The organism is bacterium (genome assembly GCA_035945995.1).
GTDB lineage: Bacteria > Sysuimicrobiota > Sysuimicrobiia > Sysuimicrobiales > Segetimicrobiaceae > DASSJF01.
In genome coordinates, this window is the sequence record DASYZR010000062.1 from 1 (window position 1) to 22,918 (window position 22,918).

A 22,918-nucleotide genomic window follows, 5' to 3' on the forward strand; every position below is an offset into this window, starting at 1 on the left:
CTGGCGGGAGCCGGCGTGCTCGTGATGGGGCTCCTTCCGCTGCTTCTCGAGGGAACGGGACTGATCGGATCGCTCGTCATCACGGGCATCCTGTCCATCGCCGTGCTGGGCCTCGATCTCCTGATGGGATTTGCCGGGCAGGTGAGTCTCGGTCAGGCCGGTTTCATGGCGGTGGGCGGATATACCGCGGCGATCCTCGCCACGCGCCACAACGTCGACCCGCTCGCGGCGACCGGTGCGGGCATCGTCCTCGCGTTGGCCACGGCACTCGTCCTCTCACTGGTCACCGCCCGGCTCCGCGGGCTGTACCTGGCGCTCGCCACGCTTGCCTTCGGCCTGCTGGTGGATTCCGTCGCGGTCGGCGCGACCGGCCTCACCGGGGGGCCGTCGGGCCTCGTGGGGATCCCCAGTTTCGCGGCGGGCGGCTACACGTTTGCGAGCCCGCGGTCCACGTACTACCTCGTCTGGGGGCTCGCGGGCGCGGCACTGCTGCTCTTCGCCAACCTGGCCCGATCCGGATACGGGCGGGCTCTGCGGGCGATCCGCGCGGACCCGACGGCCGCCCGTGCGCTCGGGATCCGGGTCCCGGGCTACAAAGTCTCTGTGTTCCTGGTGAGCGCGGCGCTGGCCTCGGTCGCCGGCAGCCTCTACGCGTTCCACTTCCATTTCCTGTCGCCCGAAATGGTCAACACGTCTCGATCCGTGGAGATGATCGCGATGCTGGCCCTGGGCGGCGAGCGCACGCTCGTCGGGCCGGTGATTGGGGTCGCCCTGCTGACCCTGCTGCCGACCGTGTTTCAGCCGCTCGCGGTCTACAAGACGGCGGCGGAGGGATTGATCCTCATCTTGATCATGCTCTACCTGCCGGGCGGGATCTTCGGCGGTGTGCTCGCGGGCGTCCGGCGCCTCGGGCGCCGCCCCGTGTCGCGGGATGCGGCGGTCGAGACGACGACGGGGAGCGTCTAGTGGCGGAAGCCGCGGCCCTCGAAGCCCGGGGCCTGTCCAAATCGTTCGGCGGCGTGCTCGCGATCGCCGGCGTCGACCTCAGCATCCGCCGGGGATCGCTCACCGCGGCGATTGGTCCGAACGGCGCGGGCAAGACGACGCTGTTCAATGTCTTAACGAATCTCTACCACCCGGACGCGGGCGACGTCGTGTGTTTCGGTACCAGCCTGGCCGGCCTCAGTCCCGACGCGGTGGCCTCGCTCGGGCTGATCCGCACGTTTCAGACAGCGCGCGTGTTTCCGGGCATGACGGTGCTCGAGAACATCCTCGTGGGGGGACACCTGCGAAGCCGTACCACCGCGTGGCAGCAGGCGCTGTGGCTCGGCGCCGTACGCCGCGAGGAACGTACCATGCGCGCGCGGGCGGAGGCGCTGCTCGACGTCGTCGGTCTGGCCGGCCGCCGCGACGACCCCGCGGCCGGGCTGCCGCTCGGCGCGCAGAAGCTCCTCGAGGTCGTCCGCGCGCTCATGGCGGCGCCGCGGATCCTGTTGCTCGACGAGCCGGCGGCCGGGCTCAACGACATCGAGACCGGTGAGCTGGCGCGCCTGCTGGTCGCGGTCCGGGCCGCGGGCGTGACCGTCGTGGTGGTGGAGCACAACATGTCGCTCGTCATGGGAATCGCGGACGAGGTGATCGTCCTGGACCTCGGCCGGGTCATCGCGACGGGATCCCCCGCCGCGGTCCAGGCGAACCCGCGCGTGATCGAAGCCTACCTGGGCCGCGACGAGACACCGGGGCAACGCGACGGATGACGGCGGGCGATCTGCGCCTCATGGTGCACGGGCTGCGGGCGGCGTACGGCGACGTGCAGGTCCTGCGCGGCCTGGACCTCGGGGTGGCGGCCGGCGAGATCGTCGCACTCATCGGCGCAAACGGCGCCGGCAAGTCGACGCTGCTCAAGTGCATTTCCGGCCTCATCGCGCCGGTCTCCGGGACCATCCTGTTGAACGGACGATCGACCGGCGGCCTCCCGGCGGCGCGGATCGCGCAGCTGGGAATCGCGCATGTGCCGGAAGGGCGCCAGATCTTCGGCCGCCTGAGCGTGGCCGACAACCTGATGCTCGGCGCCTACGGCCAGCGCCGCCGGCTCACGCCGGCGGCGCTGGCTGCGCGGACCGCGGACGTCTGCGAAATCTTCCCCGCGCTCCTTCCCCGTCTCGCCACGGAGGCGTCCCTGCTCTCCGGAGGCCAGCAGCAGATGCTCGCGATCGCCCGGGGCCTCATGGCCGGGCCCGCCGTCCTGATGATCGACGAGCCGTCGCTGGGGCTCGCGCCGGTGCTGGTGACGGAGATCTTCGCGGTGCTGCGGCGGCTCCGCGACGCCGGCGCCGCCGTGCTGATCGTCGAGCAGAACGCGCGGCTCGCCCTCGCGGTCGCCGACCGGGGCTACGTGCTCGAGACCGGGCGGGTGGTGCTGGCGGGCACCGGCCGGGAGCTTGCGCGCATGCCCGAGGTCGTCCACCGGTACCTGGGCGTGGGCGCGGCCATCGATCCGGGCAGCGGGGACGCAGCCGCGCTGGCCGCGCGGCTGCGGGCGGTGCTGGCTTAGTCCCCGCGGCCGACGAGGAGCCCGCCCCACCCGAGTCAGAAAAGACCGGTATGAGCAGACTGCGCCTCTCCCTGGCGATCAGCGACTACGACCACGTCCGCGATCTCACGAACGGAGTGGTGACGGCCGAGGGCATCGACCTCGTGCCCCTCAACCTCGTCGTGGAGGAGATCCATTTTCGCTTCACGGCCTTCCGCGAGTGGGATGTCTCCGAGATGTCGCTCGGCAAGTACATCGCCCTGGTCTCCCGCGGCGACGCGCCGATGGTCGCGATCCCCGTGTTTCCGAACCGCGCCTTCCGCCACTCCTCGCTCTACGTCCGGCGCGACGCGGATCTGACCGATCCCGCGCAGCTCGCCGGGAGGCGCGTCGGGATCCCGGAATGGGCCCAGACCGCCGGGATCTACGCCCGCGGGTTTCTCGTGCACCAGTACGGCGTGCCGCTGTCGTCGATCGAGTGGTGGCAGGCCGGCGTCAACGAGCCGGGGCGCCTCGAGAAGGTCGAGCTGCGGCTGCCCGGCGACCTCCGGCTGCACCGGGCGGCCGACCGGACGCTGAGCGACATGCTGATGGCCGGCGACCTCGACGCGGTGATGAGCGCGCACCCGCCGGCGCCGTACGAACAGGGGGCGCCGGACGTCGTGCGCCTGGTGGCCGATGCGCCCGCGGTGGAAGAAGCGTACTGGCGGAGCACCGGCATCTTTCCGATCATGCACGTCATCGCGATCAAGCGGGAGGTGTACGCCGCGTCGCCCTGGGTGGCCATGAACCTCTACCGGGCGTTCGACGAGGCCCGCCGGCGGAGCGTGCGCCGGGCCTTCGACGTGATGGCCTCCCGCTTCCCGGTGCCCTGGATGGCGGACTACGCGGCGCGCTGGCGCGATCTGTTCGGCGGAGAGTATTTCGCCTACGGCCTCGAGCCCAACCGCGTGACCCTGGCGGCGTTCTGCCGGTACGCCTACGAACAGGGCGTCTGCCACCGTGAGGTGACGCCGGACGAGTTGTTTGTGCCCGAGGCCCTGCGCGCGTTTCGGATCTGACCCGCGGGCCCCGGAGGCGCGCGCGCGGCAGGAGAATCCAGGCGCATCACAGCATACTTTTGCTTCAACGGCAGGTCGGTGCCCACTCCGAAGTCCACTCGGTGGTGATCATGGGTCGACATGTGAGGCCAAACGCGCGGCTCGTGCCGGTGCGCAACGCCATCGCGGCTCTTCTGGTCGCGGCCCTCCTCGCAGGCCCCGCGGCGGTATCCGGGGCCGCGGCCGCGGGCAAAACCGTAACCCTGGCGATCTTGCATTTTAGCGTGATCAAGGGGACCACCTGGTCCGGCGCCCACCACCGCGCCGGGCTGCGGCTCCAGCAGAAGTACCCCAATCTGAAATACGTGTACCGCGAAGAGGTCGGGCCGGACTCCACGGTGCCCTTTGCCGAGGCGCTCATCCGGCAGGGCGCCAATATCGTCGTGGGCAACGCGGAGTTCATGGGACTGCCGCTCAAAGACATCGCGGCCAAGTACCCGAACGTCTACTTCGCCTCCGTGGTGGCCAGCGACATCACCCAGGAGCGGAATTTCATCCGGTTCTTCCCGCGGCAGTATCAGCCGCTGTACCTCGAGGGGCTCGTGGCCGCGGCGCTGACGAAGAGCGGGCACATCGGAATCGTCTCCGCCTTCCCGAACGTCCAGGTCCTCCGCCGTACGGCCGGGTTCTTCCTCGGCATCCAGGACGGCGCCAAGGTACTCGGCAAGCAGGTCAGCGTGCACGTGAAGTACGTCGGCGACTGGTACAAGCCGACCGAGGAGCGGGACGCGGCTGAGACGCTGGTGAGCCAGTACGGCGCGGACGTCATCACGCAGCAGACGGACTCGGGATCGCCGCTGGACGTGGCGCAGGCGCGCAAGGTCTGGTTCGTGGGCAAGGACATGGACATTGTGGGATTTTACGGCTGGTCCAACACGAATACCGTGGCCGTGTCGTTCGACACCCGCTGGGAAGTCTTGTACGACCGCATGATCCGGGAGTATCTCGCCGGCAACCGGACGCCCGGCACGCTCCTGTACCTTGGGATGCGCGACACCACGACCCTGGCCGACGGCACGGTCGAGCCCGCCGTGGACATCATGAACGACAAGCAGGTCGGGGTGAACGCCATCAGCCCGAAGGCCCGCGGCCTCATCCCCCCGTCGATCCTCCGACTGGTGGCGCAGCGGCGGGACCAGATGATGAAGGGCCAGTGGGATCCGTTCCGCGCCGACGCCCTCGTCAGCAACGGCACCGGCCTGGCGGTGAAAGACACGCCCATCCCGCCAAAGGGGACCGTGGTGAAACCGGCCGGCACGATGCCGTCCGACGCCTGGCTCCTGTCCAAGTTCAACTTCGCGCTCGACGGCATGACGATCCTCAAGTAGCGGCGGGGCACCGCAAGGATCCGGTGAGGTGATCCTCGAGGCCCGCGGGATCACCAAGCGGTTTCCCGGGCTGCTGGCGCTGGACCGCGTGGACCTCGAGGTCCGCGCCGGGGAAGTACACGCCGTCGTGGGTCAAAACGGCGCCGGCAAGACCACCCTCATGAAGATCCTCTTTGGGTTGGTGCAGCCCGATGAGGGCGAGATCTACCTCCGGGGTCGGCGCGTGCACGTTCGGTCGCCGCAGGACGCCATGGCGCAGGGGATCGGCATGGTGCACCAGACGCGCAGGCTCGTGGCCTCACACACCGTGTTCGAGAACCTGATCCTCGGCCATCCCCGGTCCGGTGGGTTCATACGTCTGCGGCGCGCCCGCGAGGAAGTGGACGCCCTGTGCCGCCGTCACGGTCTGGCCGTCGACCTTGGGGCGAAGGTGTGGCAGCTGGCGGAGGGCCAGAAGCAGTGGGTGGAGATTCTGAAGGCCCTCTACGCCGGCGCCCGGATCCTGATCCTCGACGAGCCCACCTCCGCGCTCACGCCGCCCGAGGTGACGGCGCTGCTCGGAGCCCTCCGGGCGCTCGTCCGGGATCAGGGCGTGACGGTCCTCCTCGTGACCCACAAGCTCCCGATTGCGCTCGCGGCAAGCCGCACGGTCACCGTCCTGCGGGCCGGACAGGTCGTGGCGCGGATGGACGCCGCCGAGGCCACGGAACAGGCGCTCATCCGGCACATGATCGGCCACGACGTCTCCGTCAACGCCGCGGAGGGGAGACGGGAGACCCGCCGTCCCGTCCTCCGCGTGGAAGGCCTCTCCGCTCGGAGTGACAAGGGCCTGCCCGCTCTGCGCGACGTCTCGTTCGCGCTCGACGAGGGCGAGATCCTCGGAGTCGCCGGCGTGACCGGCAACGGCCAGGACGAACTGGCGCAGGTGCTGGCCGGTCTGCGCCCCGCGCTGTCGGGCCGCGTGCTGTTCGAGGGCCGTGACGTCACGCGATCGGCGCCCGCGCACAGATGGCGCATGGGCATCGGCTACGTGCCCGCGGAACGTCTCGAGGTCGCGTCCATCGCCGCGTTCTCGCTCGTCGAGAACGTGGCGCTCAATTATCATTTCGATCCGGGCTTCCACCGGCGGGGGCTGTTCGACTACCCCGGGTTGGAACGGCTTACCCGGCACATCCTCTCCACGTTCGACGTCAAGGCGCGACACCCGCACGCGCCGGCGCACCATCTCTCCGGCGGAAACTTACAAAAACTGATCATGGGCCGGGTGCTGTCCCGGACCCCGCGCCTCCTGATCGCGCATCTGCCCACCCAGGGGTTGGACGTCCAGGCCATCGCGTTCGTGCGCGGCAAGCTCCTCGAGGCGAGGGCGCAGGGCGCGGCCGTCCTGCTCATTTCGGAAGATCTCGACGAGATCCTGACCCTCAGCGATCGGGTCGCGCCGATGTACGAGGGCAGGCTCGTCGCCTTCCTGCCCCGGAAGCGCGCCGACGCCGACACCGTCGGCGCGATGATGGCGGGGGTCCCGTGAGGCTCGGGCGCGGGCCCGCCCTGGCGCGCCGGCCGGACGCCGCGAGCATGCCCGCGATGCCGGCGGCCGGATTGGCGATCCTGCTGGCCCTGGTGCTCTCGAGCGGGCTGTTCCTCCTGGCCGGCGCCGACCCGCTCGCGGTGTACGGCGTCGTATTCGCGTACGCGTTCGCAGATCCGTCCGGCGTCGCCGCGACCATCAACCGGGCCACGTACATCCTGTTCTGCACGTTTGCCTTCCTCGTGCCCCTGCGCGCGAGACTGTGGAACATCGGCCTGCCCGGGCAGGTCTACGCCGGCGCGCTTGCCGCCTTCGCCGTCGCCTTCGCGGTGCCCGCGCCCGGTCCGTCCAATCCCATCGCCCAGGCGCTACTGATCGGGCTCATGACGGCGGCGGCCGTGGCGGCGGGCGCCGCCGTCGCCGGCCTCGCGGGGCTCCTCCGCGCCAGGCTGCAGGTCAACGAGATCCTCGTGACGATGATGCTCAACTGGATTCTGTTCTGGCTCGTGGCGAATCTCATTAAGGCGGGAGGGCCATTCATGAGCGGCACGGCGGAGGGGGAGGGTTTCAGTCTCCCGGCGACCCTGCGTCCGTCCGTCGTGTCCGGCGTCCCGTTCACGGTCGTGCTCGCCCTCGGCGCCGCCGCGGTGCTCGATGTCCTCGTGGCGAAGACGACACTCGGCTACCGGATCCGGACATTCGGCGAAAGTCCCGCGGCCGCCCGGTACGCGGGCATCAATTCGACGAGACTGTCGATGTCCGTGTTCCTCCTCGGTGGGGCCTTCGCGGGGCTGGCCGGCTACCACTACTTCGGCGCCGTCCCGCAGCTGCACCGGATCCCCGGGAACTACGGCTACTACGGCGACCTCGCCTTCTACGGGATCATCTGCGCCCTGATCGCGCGGGGGAGTGCTCTTGGCGCCGCGCCCGTCGCGCTGCTCTTCGCCGGACTGTCGCTGGGGGGACGGTTTGCGCAGGGGCAGTTCCAACTTCCCTTTGGGGTCGACTATGCCATGCTCGGGCTGTTCACGATGGCGTTCGTCGGATCGCAGTTCTTCTACCACTTCCGTATTGTCTGGCGGCCGGCGAGCGCGCTCATCGGGCCCGGCATTTCCGCGGAGCGTCCCTGAGGTTCGATGGCCGCGCTGCTGGTGCGGGCCCTCGAGGCGTCCACCGTCTTCACGCTCGCGGCGCTCGGCGAGCTCGTCGACCAGCGGGCGGGCGTCCTTAATGTGGGTCTCGAAGGGCTCATGCTGTTCGGCGGGACCCTGGGCTTCATCACGGCGCGGACCACCGGCAGTCACATCGCCGGCTTTCTCGTGGGCCTCGCGGTGGGCGCGTTCCTCGGCCTCGCCCACGGATTCTTTTCCATCACGCTGCGCGGCGACCAGGTGGTGAGCGGGATGGGGCTGTGGATTCTCAGCTTCGGGCTCACCACCTACATTGGGAACCCGTACACCGGGCCGCTCGGGTTGGCGCGGATCCCCGCGTTCCTCGGCCTCTCGCCGTTCGTCTACCTCGCGATCGTCCTGGTGGCCGCGGCGTGGGTCCTGCTCTACCGGACCGGCCCCGGACTCGCGATCCGCTCCGTCGGCGAGGATCCGGCGACCGCGGAGGCCTCCGGCGTCAACGTCGACCTCACCCGGTACCTCTGCGTCGTTTGCGGCGGCGCCCTCGCCGGCCTTGCGGGCGCGACGTACACGCTGTCCTACAACCCCGTGTGGAACTACAACTTTCTTCAGGGCTGGGGATTCATCAGCCTGGCGCTGGTGTTCTTCTCGATGTGGAACCCGTGGATTCTGCTGGCGGGATCGCTGCTCTTCGGGGCGATGTGGGAGCTCTCCCTGAGCCCCGAACTCGTGCTCCCAGGCGTTCTCTCCCGCTACCTGTGGAGAACGATCCCCTTCGCCGTGACCATCGTGATCTTGTCCGTGATCTCGACGCCGTGGTTTCGAACGCGACGGGGCGCCGCCACTCCCGCGGCGCTCGGGCTTCCCTACTCAAAGGAATAGCGTCCCCGCGATCACGGCAGCGCGCCGCCGATCGCGGCCGCGGCGCGAAGCGCCGCCCGGGCCGACGCGGTGACCACCCGGTCCGCCAGCCGCGAGATCGGCACGGCCACGCTCAGCGCGGCGCGGGGACTCCGCTGCCGGTCCCGGATGAGCACGCCGATGCTTCCGATCTCGTCTTCCGTCTCGCCGAAGTTCGTCGCGTACCCCCGCCTGCGCACGCCGCTCAGCTCACGGGCGAGGCGGGCGCGCGTCCGGATGGACCGGCGGGTGAGCGCGGGAAGGTGCTCGTCCGGGTAGAGATCCCGCAAACGGTCGGGCGGCAGGGCGGCGAGCAGCACCTTGCCGGCCGACGTGCAGTGGGCCGGGAGCACGAGACCCGTCCGGTTCCCGACCCGCACCGCCCTGGTGCTCTCGACGCAGTCGAGAAAGAGCACGTCGCGTCCCTGCAGCGCGATCAGGTGCACGGTCTCGCCCGTCTCCCGGCTGAGCGCCTCGAGCGCGGGCCGGGCGCGGGCGCGGATGTCGCGGTCGCGCAGCATCGCCGCGCCGAGATCGACGAGCGCCGGCCCCGCGACGTAGGCGCGCGACGCCGGGTCCTGCTCGACGAAGCCGTGGTGCTGCAGCATCGCCAGGAGGCGGTGCGCCGTCGACCGCGCGACGCCGATCGAGCGGCTCGCCTCCGAGACCCGCACCTCGCGGCGCTCGCGCAGCATCCGCAGCAGCTTGAGCGCGTTGTCCACGGACTCGATCGGGTACGCCGGCGGCTTCGGAACGGTGTTCTTCACAGCAGAAAGCCTAGCGCCGCGGCCGAGAGGCGTCAAGGCGCCCGCGGCGAATACCCCGGGCGCGATGTCCTCGCCCGACCGGTTCCTCTGGATCTCCGAGGCCGAGGCCGCCTCCCTGGTGGACATGGAGACGGCGATCGCCGCCCTCGACGACGTTCTGCGGCTGGAAGCCGCGGGCCAGGCCGGCAACATGACGAAGACGCACGTGGCCTGGACCGGCGGCAGCCTGCATGCGATCGGGGCGACGGCGCGGTCCCTGGGAATCGCGGTCACGAAGACCTGGGTGAACACGCCGCGCGGGTCCACGCCGCTCGTGCTGCTGTTCGACGCGGCCGCCGGACGCCTCCTCGCCGTGATCGAGTTCTTCGCGTTGGGGCAGTTGCGGACGTCGGGCATCTCCGGGATCGCCACGCGCGCGCTGGCGCGCGAGGACGCCCGGACGTTCGCCCTCATCGGCACCGGCGAGCAGGCGCTGCCGCAGGCCGCTGCGGTGGCGGCGGTGCGGCCGCTGGCCGCGATCCGCGTGTTCAGCCGCGACGCCGAGCGCCGCGAGGCGTTCGCCCGCCGCGTCGAAGCGGCCCTGCGCATCCGCACCACCGCCGCCCCGTCCGTCGCCGAGGCGGTCCGCGGCGCCGACATCGTGACGCTTGCAACACGCGCGACGGAGCCGTTTCTGTTCTCGGATATGGTCGCCCCGGGCACGCACGTGAACGCCGTCGGCGCGATCACGCCCGAGCGGGCGGAGTTCGAACCCGGCCTGCTGGCGCGCTGCGCCGTGCTCGCCGTCGACAACGTCGCCCAGGTGCGCGCCCTCTCCTCCGAGTTCACGGCGTACTTTGCGACCGGCGCGCAAGACTGGTCCGCCGTGACGCCGCTCGCCGCGCTCGTGGCGGGGGCAAAGACGCGTCCCCAGGAGGCGGACCTGACGCTGTTCAAAGCCATGGGCATGGGCATTTCTGATCTCGCCGTCGCTCTGCGCTGTTACCGGGCCGTGCTCGAACGCGGCCTCGGCCGTCCCATCCCCCATCCGGTCCGGGCGAGTCTTCGCCTGGGACCGGCCAACACCACGTCTGGAGGTGTCGAACGATGAACGAGGTACGCGCGACGTTAGCCGACCGGACCGGGTTTACCGCGAAGCCGATTGACCTCTGGCCGCCGGTCGTCATCCCGAAGGAGCAGCTCGAGGACGAGGTGCGGCGCCTCGCGGGTCTGCCGGCCCCGGCCAACGGGCGGCGGAGTACCTTGATCGTCCATCCCAATGCCCAAGAGCCGGGCCTCGGCCTCGCCCCGGGCATCCAGGTCTCGCTCAACGTGCTGCTTCCCGGGGAGCGGACCGCGCCGATCCGCCACAACTCGACGCAGGCCAACTTCTGCATCCAGGGCGCCGGGCACACGATCGTGAACGGCGAGACGATCCGCTTCACCCAGTACGACGTGTGGGTCCACCCGTCGATGGCAGTGTACACCCACCACAACGACACCAACGAGCTCCACGTGCGCCTCACCTACAGCAACGCGGCATTGCTCGAGAAACTCCACATCCACTACGTCGAGGACAATCCGCCGACCGATGAGCCGCGGCACGCGCCCGAGCACGAGCACGAGGGCGGCGCCGCACCCGCCAAAGCGTTCGCCGCGCCGATCACCCTCGACGGCGGCGCGCAGCTCATGACGTACGAGCGCCTGGTCAATCCACCCGTCGTCGAGCAGCGGCCGCTGCACTGGCCGTGGGCCAAGGTCCGGGCGGAGCTCGACAAGCTCGCCTCCCTCGGCAAGGAGTACGTCGGCCGCCGCCTCTACCTGCTGTACAACCCGGCGACCGGCCGCACGAACGGCACCACCAACAACTTCTTCGCGGCGATCACGATCCGGCCGCCCCACATCGTGGACAAGCCGCACCGGCACACGTCGGCGGCGATCAACTACTTCTTCGGCGGCACCGGCGGCAGCGTCGTGGAGAAGCAGACCTACCGCTGGAAGGCCGGGGACCTCATGCTGACCGCGCCGGGCTTCGCCGTCCACAACCACCGGTCGGACGACCAGCCCGTGTATGAGCTGACGATCCAGGACCAGCCGCTCAACCTCGCGATGGACTCGCTCATCTGGCAGGAAGACCTCCGCGAGGCGCCGCGGGTCCTGGGCTCCCAGGCCGGGTTCGCCACCAACCGCGCGGCCGTCGCGGGCCGGTAAACGTCGCCGCCGGCATGATGCCGCTCGCGCGGACGTTCCTGCGCGGATCCTACCCGCCGCTCGTCACGCCGTTTGCCGGCGGGGCCGTGGACTACGACACCTATGCCCGCCTGATCGAATTTCAAATCGCGGAGGGATCGCACGGGATCGTCGTCAACGGCACCACCGGCGAGCCGAGCACGCTCGCGGCCGAAGAACGCGCGCGGCTGGTCAAGGTCGCCGTCGACACGGTACACGGCCGCGTCCCGGTGGTCGCGGCCACGGGCTCCCAGTCCCACGCCGAGACCGTCTGGCTGACGGAGCAGGCGGACGACGCGGGCGCCGACGCCGTCCTGATCGTCACCCCCTACTACCTCCGCCCGCCGCAGCGCGGGCTCGTGGAGTACTTCGTGGACGTGGGACGGCGCACCGATCTCCCCTGCCTGCTCTACCACATCCCGGGCCGGGCGGCCGTGTCGCTCGAGGTCGATACGATCGAGCGGATCGCGGCGCGGCTGCCGACGCTCGTCGGCCTCAAGCAGGCCGCGAACGATCTCGGGTTCGTGAGCGAGGTGCTGGACCGCTTCGGACCCGACTTCCGGGTGTTCGTGGGCCTCGAGGAGCTGAGTTTCCCGATGCTGGCCATCGGGGCCGCCGGGCTCATGAACGCCGTCGGCAACGTCGCGCCGCGCAAGGTGGCCGAGCTGTACGAGGCGGTCGCCTCCGGCTCGCTCGCCGAGGGCCGGGCGTTGCACGCCTCGCTGTTCGAAGTGAACCGCGCGGTGTTCTGGGACACCAACCCCATCCCGATCAAGTACATGATGACGCGCCTCGGGCTGCTGCCCCGGAACGAACACCGGTTGCCGATGGTCCCGGCGGACGAGCGGCTCGCGGCGCGGCTGGATGCCCTGCTGGAACGCGCGCGGCTCGGCCCGACGGCCCGGCCGGTCGGCACCGCCTGAGAGGAGCCCCGGATGAGCTACCGCGATTTGCGGGACTGGATGACCGAGGTCGAAGAGCTGCGCGAGATCAAGACGATCCACAACGCGCACTGGGACGTCGAGATCGGCGTCATCACCGAGATCGTGATGAACCGGCACGGCCCCGCGGTCTTGTTCGACCGCATCGCCGAGTACCCGGCCGGCTACCGGATTCTCGTCAACGCGTTGGGCGGACCGAAGCGGCTCGCCCATACGCTCGGCCTGCCGGCCGACCGCGACGTGCGCGAGTTGCTCCGGCTCTGGCAGGAGAAGAACCGCGCGCTGCGCCCCCTGGCACCGCGGGTCGTGCGTGACGGCCCCGTCATGGAGAACGTCCGCCGCGGCGACGACGTCGACCTCCTCGCGTTCCCCACGCCCAAGTGGCACGAACACGACGGCGGCCGGTACATCGGCACCGGCAGCGTGGACATCACGCGCGACCCCGACGAAGGCTGGGTGAACCTCGGCTGCTACCGGGTGATGATCCACGATCGCAACCACGTCGGGTTCTACATCTCGCCGGGCAAGCAGGGCCGGATCCAGCGGGAGAAGTGGTTCGCGCGCGGCGGCCGGATGCCGATCGCGATGTCGTTCGGCCACGACCCGGCGATCTTCATGGCGGGGGGCATCGAGCTCCCCTGGGGCCTGTCCGAATACGACTGGGTGGGCGGCATCAAAGGACGGCCGGTGGAGGTCATCGAGGGCCCCGTGACCGGGCTCCCCATCCCCGCCGACGCGGAGATCGTCATCGAAGGCTTCGTCGAACCCGACCGGCGGCTGCCGGAGGGCCCGTTCGGCGAGTGGACCGGCTACTACGCCAGCAAGCAGCGGGAAGAACCGGTGGTCGAAGTCCAGGCCCTCTACCATCGCAACGACCCGATCCTGCTCGGCTCACCGCCGGTCAAACCGCCGTCGGAGCTGGCGTACTACCGTGCCTTTCTCCGCGCGGCGGCGATCGACGAGGAACTCCGCCAGGCCGGCGTGCCCGACGTGACGGGCGTCTGGTGCCACGAGGTCGGCGGGTCACGCCTGTTCAACGTCGTGGCGATCAAGCAGCGCTATCCCGGGCACGCGAAGCAGGCCGTGGCCGTGGCGACCCAGTGCCACGCCGGCGCCTATCTGGGCCGCTTCACCGTGGTCGTAGACGACGACATCGACGTGATGAACCTCGAGGAAGTCATGTGGGCCGTCTGCACGCGCTGCGACCCGGAGCGGGACATCGACATCCTGCGGCGCTGCTGGAGCGGCCCGCTCGATCCCGCGATCCGGCCGGGCCAGAAGGGCTTCAACTCGCGCGCACTCATCGACGCCACGCGGCCGTTCGAATGGCGCGACGAGTTCCCGCTGGTCGCCGAGTCGAGCCCGGAGCGCCGCGACGAGGCGTTGAAGAAATGGGGGCGCGCGATCCTGTCGTAGCCGCGGATCGCGGCGGGCCGGGGGGGCCCGCGGGGTTCTTCGCCGGCGAGACGCCGCACCGGAGCGCCGCGCGGCCGCGGAGGTCATCCGGCGGCGGCTCGGATGAGCGCGACGATCCGCTCGGGTGTCGCCGGCCCCTCCGTAATCCGCACGCCGAGCGGCGCGAGGGCGTCCTCGATCGCGTTGGCCAGCGCGGCGGGCGGGGCGATCGCGCCGCCCTCGCCGACGCCCTTCACGCCGAGCGGGTTCCTCGGCGACGGATGCTCGAGGTGAATCGCCTCGATGCGCGGCAGGTCACGCGCCTTGGGGAGCGCGTAGTCCGCGAGCGAGCCGGAGAGGAGTTGTCCGGCGGCATCGTACACGAGCGCCTCCCCCAACCCGCCTCCGATGCCCTGGGCGACCCCGCCGTGGATCTGGCCTTCGACGATGAGCGGGTGGACCACGCGGCCGCAGTCGTGGGCGACGACATACCGTGCGATCGTGACCAGGCCTGTTTCCGGATCCACCTCGACGAGCGCGATGTGCACCGCGCTGGCAAAAGTCACCGTGGGCACGGTGTGGACTCGTGACGCCTCGAAGACGGGATCAGCCACGCGCGGGCCTTGGAGCGTCGGCAGGCTGGACCGCACGATATCGGCAAGCGGCAGTCCGCGCCCGGCCTGGCCCCGCACGAACACCCGCCCGTCCGCCACGTCGAGATCGCCTTCTGCCGCCTCCAGCAGCACGGCGCCGGCCCGCAGGAGCTTCTGCCGCACGTCCTGGGCCGCGCCGGCCACGGCGTTGCCCGCCACGACCAGGCTGCGGCTGGCGAAGGTCCCGATGCCGGCGGCCACCTCGCGCGTATCGCCGCCGGCCACCGTAATGTCGTCGACGTCAACGCCGAGGGCGTCGGCGGCGATCTGGGCGAAGGTGGTTTCGTGTCCCTGGCCCTGCGAGCACGCGCCGGTGGCTACGAGGACCTTGCCCGTCGCGTCCACGCGCACCGCCGCGCTCTCGTAGGGCCCGATCCCCGTCCCCTCCACGTAGGCGGCAAGACCGACCCCGCGGTACGTGCCCCGTGACCGCAGGCCCGGCTGGTCGCGGCGAAACGCGTCGTACCCGACCGCCACGAGCGCCCGCTCGAGCGCGTCGGAGAAGTCGCCGCTGTCATAGACGCACGGGTGCCCGTCGCGGTAGAGCAGGCCCGTGTCGTACGGCATCTCGTCGCCCCGGACGGTGTTGCGGCGGCGCAGGTCCGCGGGATCGATGCCGAGGCGCCCGGCGAGAAGGTCCAGCATCCGCTCCATCACAAACACCGCCTCGGGACGGCCGGCGCCGCGATAGGGTGCGTGCGGCGTCTTGTTGGTCACGACGGACCGCGCCTCAAAGGCCGCGTGCCGCACGCGATACGGACCGAGCAGATGCGCCACCGTATTGTACGGCTGCACGATCCCCCAGGGATTGTACGCCCCCTGATCGAGCAGGAGGCGATCGCGAAACCCCAGCACGGCGCCGTCCGCCGATGCGGCGATCTCGGCCTCGTGCACCTGCTCCCGCGAATGCGTGGCGCTCTGAAAGTGCTCGCGGCGCGCCTCGATCCATTTCACCGGACGGCGGAGCCGCACCGCGAGGGTCGGGATCAAGACGTCCTCGGGATACACCGAGCACTTGGTGCCGAACCCTCCGCCCACGTCGGGCGCGACGACCCGCACCTGGTGCGCGGCCACGCCGAGGCGCTCGGCGAGCGCCCGCTGGAGCAGATGCGGCACCTGGGTGGAGGCCCAGACGGTGACGTCCCCCTCCCGCGGACCGGGCACCGCCAGAATCCCGCGCGGCTCGAGCGGAATCCCCGCGGATCGCGGGATCCGAAACGTCGCCCGCATCCGGACCGGCGCGCCGGCGAACGCCCGGTCGGGATCGCCGATGCGCACGGTGAAGCCGACCGCGACGTTGTCGCCCCACTCCGGGTGGACGAGCGGCGCCCCGGCCTCGACGCCCCGCTCGGCATCCGCCACGACGGGAAGCGGGTCATAGTCCACGCCGACGAGCCCGCGGGCGTCTTCCGCGGCCGCGCGGCTCTCCGCCACCACCACCGCCACCGGTTCGCCGACGTAGCGCACCCGGCCGGCGGCGAGCGGCAGCTGCGGCGCCATCCGCAGCCGGAACCCAACGCGCGCCTCGAGCGCGGGAGGCGGCAGGCCGGCCGACGGCAGCGGGCCGAGCACGTCTGCGAGGTCGGCGAACGCGAAGCAGGCGATGATCGACGGATGACCGCGGGCCCCGTCTAAGTCTACGCCCGCGAGGCGGGCGTGGGCGTGGGTGCTGCGGACGATCACCGCGTGCGCACATCGATCGACGGGAATGTCGTCGACGTACCGGCCGCGACCGGTGAGCAGACGCGGGTCCTCACGCCGGCGGACGATGGCGCCGACGTGCCGGCCGCTCATCCCCGCGGACAACGGCGGCGGCGGACGGCGCGAAGCGCGCGCACCGGCGGGCTAGACAAAGTTGGCCGCCACGTGCGTGGCCAGGAGGTCGATCTGTCCCGGGTCGTCGGTCACCGGGCCGAGGACGAGGTACGTGAGGCCCGCGTCCGCGAGGTCGGCGATCCGCGCGTTGATCCGGTCAATGCCGCCGATCATGTAGCATTCTTGCAGGTGCTCGTACGACCGGTGGGTGCCCATGACGCGGATAAACGGCCCGCGCGACGCTTCCAGCGCCCCGGCCTGGCCGCCCTTTTCGACGAGATGGACGAAGTTGCAGTGCCCGAACGTGACCGACGCGGGGTCCCTGCCCATTGTCTGGGCGTGCGCCTGGATCTGGTCCCAGTCGCGTTTGACCCACTCCTGCGTGCCGGAGCAGCGGGAGAGCCAGTGCCCGCTCTTGACGATCCGGTTGAGGACGGCGTTGGAGATGAACGGGACGTCGTGCTCGCCCGGGTCGGGAACCCGCGAGCCGCCGGAGACCCAGATCTCCGGCAGCCGGGCGGGACGCGGGTCGATCGTCACGTCGTCGAACCGGTAGTGGCGCCCGTGGTACGACACGTGCGGACGGCTGAGCAGGAGGGTGACCGCGTCCAGGATCTCGTCGGTCCGGCGGCCCCGCTCCTCGATGCGCGAGCCGGTCGCCGCGAACTCCTGCGCGTACCAGCCCGGGCCGACGCCGAAGACGAAGCGCCCGCCGCTCAGGTGGCACAGCGTCGAGATCTCCTTCGCGAGCAGCACGGGGTGGCGCACCGGCAGGACCAGGATCCCGGTCGCCAGCCGCACCCGCCTGGTCAGGGCCGCGGCAAAGGCGAGGGCGCTGAGGGGCTCCAGCCACGCCGTGCCGTAGAGGCCGGGCGCGGTCAGGAGGTGATCGATCACCCAAATATCAAAGCCGTATTCCTCGCATTTCCTGATGCTCGACGTGAGGCGCCGGAGATGCTCCGGACCGGCGTCGGCCCAGGCATAGGTGGGAACCCAGACGCCGAATTTTAGCGTGGCCATCCCGACCCTCTTCCGCGTTGGTCCCGCCGGCCGCTCACTTCTTGATGAACGGCTGCGCAAAGCCGCTCTTGATGATCTCGTCGAGGAACGAGTTGTCGATAAACTCGACCGGCGCGTGGCGTTTCGCGTCCGGGCTCGGGACATCCCGAATCGCCTCGGCGACCGCCGCGGGCGTGATGTACGGGGGGTTGGGCCAGACATCGGCAAACCGCGCGTAGGATGCCCGGACCACCGTCCGATCGGATAGCTTGAGGTGCTTGGCGATGGCCTCCTCCGCGGCGCCCCGGTCCGACTTGGCGACCGCCGTCGCCTCGATGAGCCCCTTGAGGAAGGCGATGAGGCTTGAGCGGTTCTGCGCGGCCCACTCGCGTCGCACGGCCAGGGTCGTCGCCGCCGCGGGTAGGTGCCACGCCTTCAAGTCCGCGAGCGCGCGGAGGCCTTCCCGGTCCGCGGTGAAGTTGTAAGGCCAGGGGAGGACGGCGGCCGCGATCAGGCCCTGCTCCAGCGCCGCGAGCTGGCTGGCCGGCGTCCCGAGGTACACCCAGTTCACGTCGGCCGCCGGATCCAGGCCCGCCTTTCGGAGGGCATCTCGCATGGCGAAGGTGGCGGTCGCGGCGGGCGTCGTTCCCGCGACGCTCTGCCCCCGGAGCTCGGCGAAGGAACGAATCTGGGGCCGAGCGTAAACGACGAAGCCCGCAAACTCGTTCTGCAGGGCTCCCACGAAGGCCAGGCGGGCCCCTGTCGGATCCGCCTGCACCATCGTCTGCCCGTCGGCCGCGATCTCGATGTCCCCCGCCAGCAACGCCTCCAGCGCCACCGAGCCGTTCATCGTTCGGAGATCGACCCGCACGCCGTACTTCTCAAAGATTCCGGAGTCCGCGCCCAACCACACCGCGGTGAAGCTCGGGCTCCCTCCGACGACCGCAAGTCGCAGGGCCACCGCCGGGGGCGTCGACGCCGCCACCACCGCAACACCCACGGTAACGCACACCGCGGCGATCCCAGCGAGCCGCCGGCACAGGCTCCCGAACCCTCTTCCGACCCGTGAAGATGCGCTCATGACGGCCTCACATCCGGCCCTTGTTCTCGCACATACCGGGCGGCGTCCTGCCCGGCGATCTTGCCGAACGTGAGGGCCCGCAGGACGGACGTCCCCCCCACGTACTTGTAGTAATAGAATCCCACGATCTCTCCGGCGGCATACAGTCCGGGGATCGGCACGTCGCCCGTCGCAAGCACGCGGGCCCGCGTATCGGTCGCGAGCCCGCCCCACGTGAACTGCACCGTGCCCTCCACCGGGTAGCACACGAAGGGAGGCGTGTCGAGGGACAGCGCCCAGTTCGACTTGGGCGGCTCGAGACCCACGGTCCGTTTGCCGTCCTCGCGCTCGGGGTCGAAGGCGCCGGGCTGCACGGCCCGGTTGTAGTCATCGAGCGTCGCCCGCAGGGCATCGCCGGGCACCTCGATCCGCCCCGCCAGCTCCTCGATCGTGCCGGCGCGAATCGGCGGCAGCGGCGTCAAGAGCGTCCGCGGATGGTTCGGGATCGCGAAGAATTTTTGATCGAGGATCGCGAAGGCGGAATTGTACGGCTGCCGGCGGATCGCCCAGGACACGGCCTCAAAGGCATCGGTGACGACGGCCATCCCCTCGTCGACGAACCGCCGGCCCGACTGGTTGACCAGGATCCCGTAGGGCCAGCAGTTGACGATGGGCCGCGCGCGCCGGCGGCGGGCTTCCGGCCGGGCATCGGCGATGCTCCCATGGTACCCGTCGAACTGCCCCGCGGTTTTCGCGCGGACCTCGAGGGCCATCACGATGCCGTCGCCCGTGTTCCACGGGGTGGCCGGCACGTCCCACCGAAGGCTCACGGCCTCCCCGCCGACGTAGTGGCCCAACATCTCGTAATTGCCCTCGAAGCCGCCGCAGCACAGGATCACGGCGCGCGCCGAGATCTTGCGCGACCGGCCGCCGGACTCCCGCACCCAGATCCCGTCCAGGTTGCCCTCGCCGTCCAACGCCAGCTTCCAGGCCCCGGTCCCGAAGAGGATCTTCGCGCCGAGCGTCTCGGCGCGGCTCCGGAGGGCCATGATGAGGGCCAGGCCGCCGCCATTGGGCCCGATGCGCGGCAGCGCGTGCGCCATGCCGAACCCGAGGGGCCGGCGCTCGAACTCTACGCCCCGCGCGCGAACCCAGCGGATCGTTTCCCCGATGTGGTCCACAAAGGTCCGGATGTGCGGATCAGACTTGCCGCGCGAGAACTCAAACAGATCCGCTTCGAACCCCGGGGCCAGGCTGTCTTCGTCCTGCAGGCGCATGTTGGCTTCGGTCCATCGGGAGTTGCCGCCCCAGGCTTCTTCCGGGGCTTTGTCCACGATCACGACGTCGATGGGCCCGCCGGAAGCGCGGGCGGTCTCCGCGGCGCTCAGCGCGGCGGCCGTGCCGGCGGCACCGCTCCCTACGACGACAACGTCGCACTTCATCAGGAGACCGCGCCGGCGGCCGGGTGCGGATCCGCACGGTGCGCTTCACGCACGAACGCGAGCACGACGCTGGCGGCGAGGTAGGAGCCGACCATGACGGCGAAGCCCGAGGGGAAGCCCCAGCGCGCGATCACGAGGCCGATGGCCAGCGCCCACAGCGCGGACGCCGTGAACGACACGACAAAGAACAGGCTGAAGGCGCCGTCCCGCCCCTGATCCGGGACCAGATCCGCGAGCAGCGTCTGGCTCAACGAGCTTTCGTTGTAGACGGCGAGGCTCAGCACGACGAGCGCCGCGAGAATACCGAACCGGTTGGCCCCACTCGCGACCAGCCACGAGGTCGCCGCGGCGGACACCCACAGGGACACGAGCATCACCGGCTTGCGGCGTCCCACCAGGTCGGCGAGCCGGCCGGCGACGACCGGGGAGACCACGGCTCCCGCGGCCAGCACGGCGACGTAGGTGCCCACGGTCGATGCCGGCAGATGCACCGCGGCGAACAGGTACAGCGGCACGTAGGTGAGGAGGACGCCGAGGCCGCGCCCACCGGACGTCAACGCCCGGCTCGCGAACAACACCAGGATGTTCGGATCGCGCAGAACGGCCGGAGCCGCGCCCGATCTCCGCGCCGCCCGCTCCCCCGCCGTGAACGCCGTGTCCGGCGCCCGCTGCTCCCGGGCCAGGATCCAGAAGAGCGACCCGACCACCAGCCCCGGAATCCCGAATAGCATCAGGGTGTCGCGCCAGCCGATCCGCGGCAGCAGAAACCCGGCCACGATCGGCGTCAGGACCGTGCCGACGTTGCCGCCGGAGAAATGCACGGCGAACGCCGAGCCGCGCCGTCCGCGTTGGTACCAGTCGGTGATGAGCGAAGCCCCGAGAGGATGCTGGGGACTGGCCGCGACGGCGCCGATCAGCCGGCAGCCGAGGAGCGCGGTGAAACTGCCGGCCAGACCCGAGAGGCCGAGCGAGAGCCCGAGCAAGACGTTGCCGCTCCCGCACAGCGTCGTGCGCCTGACGTGGCGGGCGAGCCAGGCCTGGATCCCCTGGAGCAGGCCGCCGACGATGCCGATCGCACCCACAAAGACGCCGATCTGGGCGTACCCGAAGCCGAGCGCCTGCATGGCATACGGCAACACCAGCGGATAGAGCGTGGGCGGAATATGCGTCACGGCGTGGGCGGCGCTGAGAAGCGCGAGATCCTTGCCGTGGCTCTCGCGCTCCGGCGCGGCCGCCGCGCGGGCCGCTACCTCCGCCGCGTCCAGGTCCCTCGATGCCTCCGATCGGCCCCGCGGTCGCCCGCTACGCGCGCGCCTGCCTGCCCCTGACCAGGGGCCCCGCCGCCGGGGCCCGGCCGGCGTACTCGGGCGCGTCCTCGAGGTACAGTACCGAATCGTAGCCGAGCAACTTGAAGAGCCGGTTCTGGGCCGAGAGCACGACGAGCGGGGAGGCGGGATCGGCGTTGAAGTGCTGATGCACCGTGTTGTGCGGGACGTAGACCAGGTCGCCCGTCTCGAACTCCCAGCGGCTCGGTTCCTTGGCCACCCGCGCCATGTAGCGCTCGCCGATCTCCGCCTCGACATCCCAGTGCAGGCTGTGCCCGCGGCCGGAGATCACGTACAAGACCTCGTCGGCCATGTGCCAGTGCTTCGCCGACCGGCCGCCGCCGGGGATCTCCTGTTGATAAAGATCGACGCTGAATACCCGGACGTCGGTCCGCTCGGGCGACGTGATCACGCGGATCCGGCCGTCGCGGGTGGTTTCCCAGCGGGTGTCCGCGGGCTTGACGACCTTCTTGCGCGCCGCTGCCCCGGGCGTCCACAGTCGCGACCAGTCCTCGGGCGGGCCGTACCGGTCGCCGTCCGCGACGGGACCGCTCCGGCCCTGCTGAATGAGCCCGAGAAACATCCACGTGGCCTTAGCCTTCAGGACCAGCGCCAGCGCGCGCCGGTCGGGATCGGCGTTGAAGTGGCGGTGCACCGAGTCGTTGTGGACGACGACCAAGTCGTCCTTCTCCCAGTCGTACCGCTGGCCGTCATGGATCTCGTACCCCTTGCCCTCCAGGATATAGAAGGGGGCCTCGTTCTGGTGGCCGTGCCCGTGGTTGGAGCCGCCGGGCTTCAACTCAACGAAGTGCGCCTGGATCGTCTGGGTCAGGAAGGGATCGTCGCCCGGCCCCAGGACCCACGTCGTGCGCGACTGGTCGGAGTCGCCCGAATGGCCGACGGTCGCGTCGTCGACGACCGTCCCGTTGCGCCGGACCCGCGGTGCAGTCCTCTGCCGGCGCCGAAACTCCGACAGCCCGTAGTGTTCGGATGTGATCCCGCGCAGAAAGACACGCCCCTCGTTCTCGCTCACCTTGTCCACCTCGATCCGCGGCCACACGCGTGAAGTGAGGAGCCTCTTCGTGTCCGCGGCGGAGGGCCCCTGCCGCGGCACGCCGGCCCGGGCGCGCCTCCACAGGAATGAAAAACCCGCGCCCCGAAGTGCGCGGCGGAGATGCGCATGCCGGACCCGCGCCGTTTGATCGTCGCCCTCTCGGGCTCGACGGGCCCCCACTACGGCGTCCGCCTGCTCGAGGTGCTGCGGACGCAGACCGACGTGGAGACCCATCTCATTCTCACGGCGGGCGCGCGCAAGACGATCGAGTACGAGATGCAACGCGACCCCGCCGACGTCGCCGCCCTCGCACACTATGTGCACGATGAGCGCAACGTGGGAAGCGCCCTCGCGAGCGGCACCTTCGTCACCGCCGGGATGGCGGTGGTGCCGTGCTCGATCAAAACGCTGTCCGCGATCGCGAACAGCTTCGCCGATACGCTGACCGTGCGCGCCGCGGACGTCTGCCTCAAAGAGCGCCGTCGCCTGGTCCTCGCCGTCCGCGAGACGCCCCTCCACGCCGGCCACCTGAAGCTCATGCTGGCGGCGACCGAGGCCGGCGCTACGATCCTGCCCCCGGTGCCCGGCTTCTACCACCGTCCGGCGACGATCGATGAATTGATCGATCACACGGTCGTCAAGATCCTGGATCAGTTCGGCATCCACCTGGACCTCATCCGGCGGTGGCGCGGGCTCGAGCCCGCGGAGTCCGACGCCGGGACCTCCGGCCGAGGCTAGCG

20 protein-coding genes are annotated in these 22,918 nt (G+C 70.5%); 13 read left to right on the forward strand and 7 right to left on the reverse strand.

Features of this window, described 5'->3' with window-relative positions; genetic code table 11:
- From VGZ23_05970 to VGZ23_06005, 8 genes are all read left to right on the forward strand, one after another.
- Positions 1-966 (forward strand): branched-chain amino acid ABC transporter permease (locus VGZ23_05970; GenBank protein HEV2357141.1); only part of this gene is annotated, 966 nt, incomplete at its 5' end.
- The gene (locus tag VGZ23_05975; GenBank protein HEV2357142.1) at positions 966-1,757 is read left to right on the forward strand and encodes an ABC transporter ATP-binding protein; all 792 of its coding nucleotides are present in this window, start codon (positions 966-968) and stop codon (positions 1,755-1,757) included. The genes VGZ23_05970 and VGZ23_05975, both read left to right, overlap by 1 nt.
- Positions 1,754-2,554: an ABC transporter ATP-binding protein gene (locus VGZ23_05980; protein ID HEV2357143.1), complete on the forward strand. Its 801-nt coding sequence runs from the start codon at positions 1,754-1,756 to the stop codon at positions 2,552-2,554. The genes VGZ23_05975 and VGZ23_05980 overlap by 4 nt, the downstream gene beginning before the upstream one ends.
- Positions 2,555-2,604: 50 nt before the next feature.
- Positions 2,605-3,594, forward strand: coding sequence for a 4,5-dihydroxyphthalate decarboxylase (locus tag VGZ23_05985; GenBank protein HEV2357144.1), 990 nt, complete (start codon positions 2,605-2,607; stop codon positions 3,592-3,594).
- Positions 3,595-3,704: 110 nt separating this feature from the next.
- Entirely contained in the window at positions 3,705-4,961 is a 1,257-nt protein-coding gene (locus tag VGZ23_05990; GenBank protein ID HEV2357145.1) for a BMP family ABC transporter substrate-binding protein, read from the forward strand.
- A gap of 28 nt (positions 4,962-4,989) precedes the next feature.
- Positions 4,990-6,489, forward strand: coding sequence for an ABC transporter ATP-binding protein (locus VGZ23_05995; protein ID HEV2357146.1), 1,500 nt, complete (start codon positions 4,990-4,992; stop codon positions 6,487-6,489).
- 47 nt (positions 6,490-6,536) lie between these two features.
- Positions 6,537-7,619, forward strand: coding sequence for an ABC transporter permease (locus VGZ23_06000; protein HEV2357147.1), 1,083 nt, complete (start codon positions 6,537-6,539; stop codon positions 7,617-7,619).
- 6 nt (positions 7,620-7,625) lie between these two features.
- Complete coding sequence (locus VGZ23_06005) at positions 7,626-8,501, forward strand: ABC transporter permease (GenBank protein HEV2357148.1); 876 nt, start codon at positions 7,626-7,628, stop codon at positions 8,499-8,501.
- Between the two features lie 11 nt (positions 8,502-8,512).
- Here the strand turns inward: VGZ23_06005 and VGZ23_06010 are convergent, their stop codons facing one another.
- Complete coding sequence (locus VGZ23_06010) at positions 8,513-9,286, reverse strand: IclR family transcriptional regulator (GenBank protein HEV2357149.1); 774 nt, start codon at positions 9,284-9,286, stop codon at positions 8,513-8,515.
- A 64-nt stretch (positions 9,287-9,350) separates the two neighbouring features.
- Between VGZ23_06010 and VGZ23_06015 the strand changes: the two genes are divergently transcribed.
- The 4 genes from VGZ23_06015 to VGZ23_06030 are packed head-to-tail and all read left to right on the forward strand — an operon-like array spanning position 9,351 to position 13,851.
- Entirely contained in the window at positions 9,351-10,376 is a 1,026-nt protein-coding gene (locus VGZ23_06015; protein HEV2357150.1) for an ornithine cyclodeaminase family protein, read from the forward strand.
- Positions 10,373-11,476 (forward strand): AraC family ligand binding domain-containing protein, encoded by a 1,104-nt coding sequence (locus VGZ23_06020; GenBank protein HEV2357151.1) that lies wholly within the window; start codon positions 10,373-10,375, stop codon positions 11,474-11,476. The genes VGZ23_06015 and VGZ23_06020 overlap by 4 nt, the downstream gene beginning before the upstream one ends.
- Positions 11,477-11,490: 14 nt before the next feature.
- Positions 11,491-12,417, forward strand: coding sequence for a 4-hydroxy-tetrahydrodipicolinate synthase (gene dapA / locus VGZ23_06025; GenBank protein HEV2357152.1), 927 nt, complete (start codon positions 11,491-11,493; stop codon positions 12,415-12,417).
- 12 nt (positions 12,418-12,429) lie between these two features.
- Complete coding sequence (locus tag VGZ23_06030; protein ID HEV2357153.1) at positions 12,430-13,851, forward strand: UbiD family decarboxylase; 1,422 nt, start codon at positions 12,430-12,432, stop codon at positions 13,849-13,851.
- A gap of 83 nt (positions 13,852-13,934) precedes the next feature.
- Here VGZ23_06030 and VGZ23_06035 read toward each other — a convergent pair whose 3' ends face one another.
- The 6 genes from VGZ23_06035 to VGZ23_06060 all read right to left on the reverse strand — a co-directional run bounded on the left by VGZ23_06035 (position 13,935) and on the right by VGZ23_06060 (position 22,157).
- The gene (locus VGZ23_06035; protein ID HEV2357154.1) at positions 13,935-16,277 is read right to left on the reverse strand and encodes a xanthine dehydrogenase family protein molybdopterin-binding subunit; all 2,343 of its coding nucleotides are present in this window, start codon (positions 16,275-16,277) and stop codon (positions 13,935-13,937) included.
- 51 nt (positions 16,278-16,328) lie between these two features.
- Entirely contained in the window at positions 16,329-17,318 is a 990-nt protein-coding gene (locus VGZ23_06040; protein ID HEV2357155.1) for a TIGR03619 family F420-dependent LLM class oxidoreductase, read from the reverse strand.
- A 34-nt stretch (positions 17,319-17,352) separates the two neighbouring features.
- A complete protein-coding gene (locus tag VGZ23_06045) occupies positions 17,353-18,378 on the reverse strand; it encodes an ABC transporter substrate-binding protein (GenBank protein HEV2357156.1) in 1,026 nt (341 codons plus the stop codon).
- A complete protein-coding gene (locus tag VGZ23_06050) occupies positions 18,375-19,799 on the reverse strand; it encodes an FAD-binding protein (protein HEV2357157.1) in 1,425 nt (474 codons plus the stop codon). Before VGZ23_06050 ends, VGZ23_06045 begins: the two co-directional genes overlap by 4 nt.
- Positions 19,799-20,971, reverse strand: a complete 1,173-nt coding sequence (locus VGZ23_06055) for an MFS transporter (protein HEV2357158.1) — start codon at positions 20,969-20,971, stop codon at positions 19,799-19,801. The genes VGZ23_06050 and VGZ23_06055 overlap by 1 nt, the downstream gene beginning before the upstream one ends.
- Before the next feature lie 130 nt (positions 20,972-21,101).
- On the reverse strand, positions 21,102-22,157 hold the full coding sequence (locus tag VGZ23_06060; protein ID HEV2357159.1) for a cupin domain-containing protein: 1,056 nt from the start codon (positions 22,155-22,157) through the stop codon (positions 21,102-21,104).
- 147 nt (positions 22,158-22,304) lie between these two features.
- On the opposite strand from VGZ23_06060, the gene VGZ23_06065 reads away from it, so the two are divergent.
- The gene (locus tag VGZ23_06065; GenBank protein HEV2357160.1) at positions 22,305-22,916 is read left to right on the forward strand and encodes a UbiX family flavin prenyltransferase; all 612 of its coding nucleotides are present in this window, start codon (positions 22,305-22,307) and stop codon (positions 22,914-22,916) included.
- The last annotated feature ends 2 nt before the right edge of the window (positions 22,917-22,918 follow it).